Below are 345 nucleotides of genomic sequence, written 5' to 3'. Positions count from 1 at the left end.
TTTATGCTGTAAGCCCAAACAATCGATGGATGAATTCTTTCTGGTTTTGGACAGACTGATCCCGTAAATCAATCTGTTCTTTTTTTACCATATGCATAGCTTCTATTCCAGAAATAATGGATGTAGCTGTGTGAAAGGATTTCAATCCTAACATCGAACGAACTCGCTTTTTAATAAACCGATGATCTTGTTCTACTATGTTATTGAGATATTTCACTTGCCTTAGTTGGATGCCTAATGGCATCTTTTTTTCTTTTCTCAATTCTTTAACTGCTATAGGATAAGCTGGATTCTTATCGACTGTCACGACACGAGGCTCAGAAATATGAAAAGACTGCAAAGCTT

General features: G+C 36.2%; 1 protein-coding gene. It reads right to left on the bottom strand.

Annotated elements, in window-relative coordinates; genetic code table 11:
• Position 1: 1 nt before the first annotated feature.
• The coding region (locus JDS96_RS30865; RefSeq protein ID WP_199669136.1) for a DDE-type integrase/transposase/recombinase at positions 2–345 on the bottom strand (344 nt) is incomplete at its 5' end.

The sequence above is a fragment of the Bacillus cereus group sp. N21 genome, from assembly GCF_016483395.1.
Lineage (GTDB): Bacteria > Bacillota > Bacilli > Bacillales > Bacillaceae_G > Bacillus_A > Bacillus_A pseudomycoides.
This window is presented reverse-complemented; position numbering and strand designations above follow the sequence as displayed.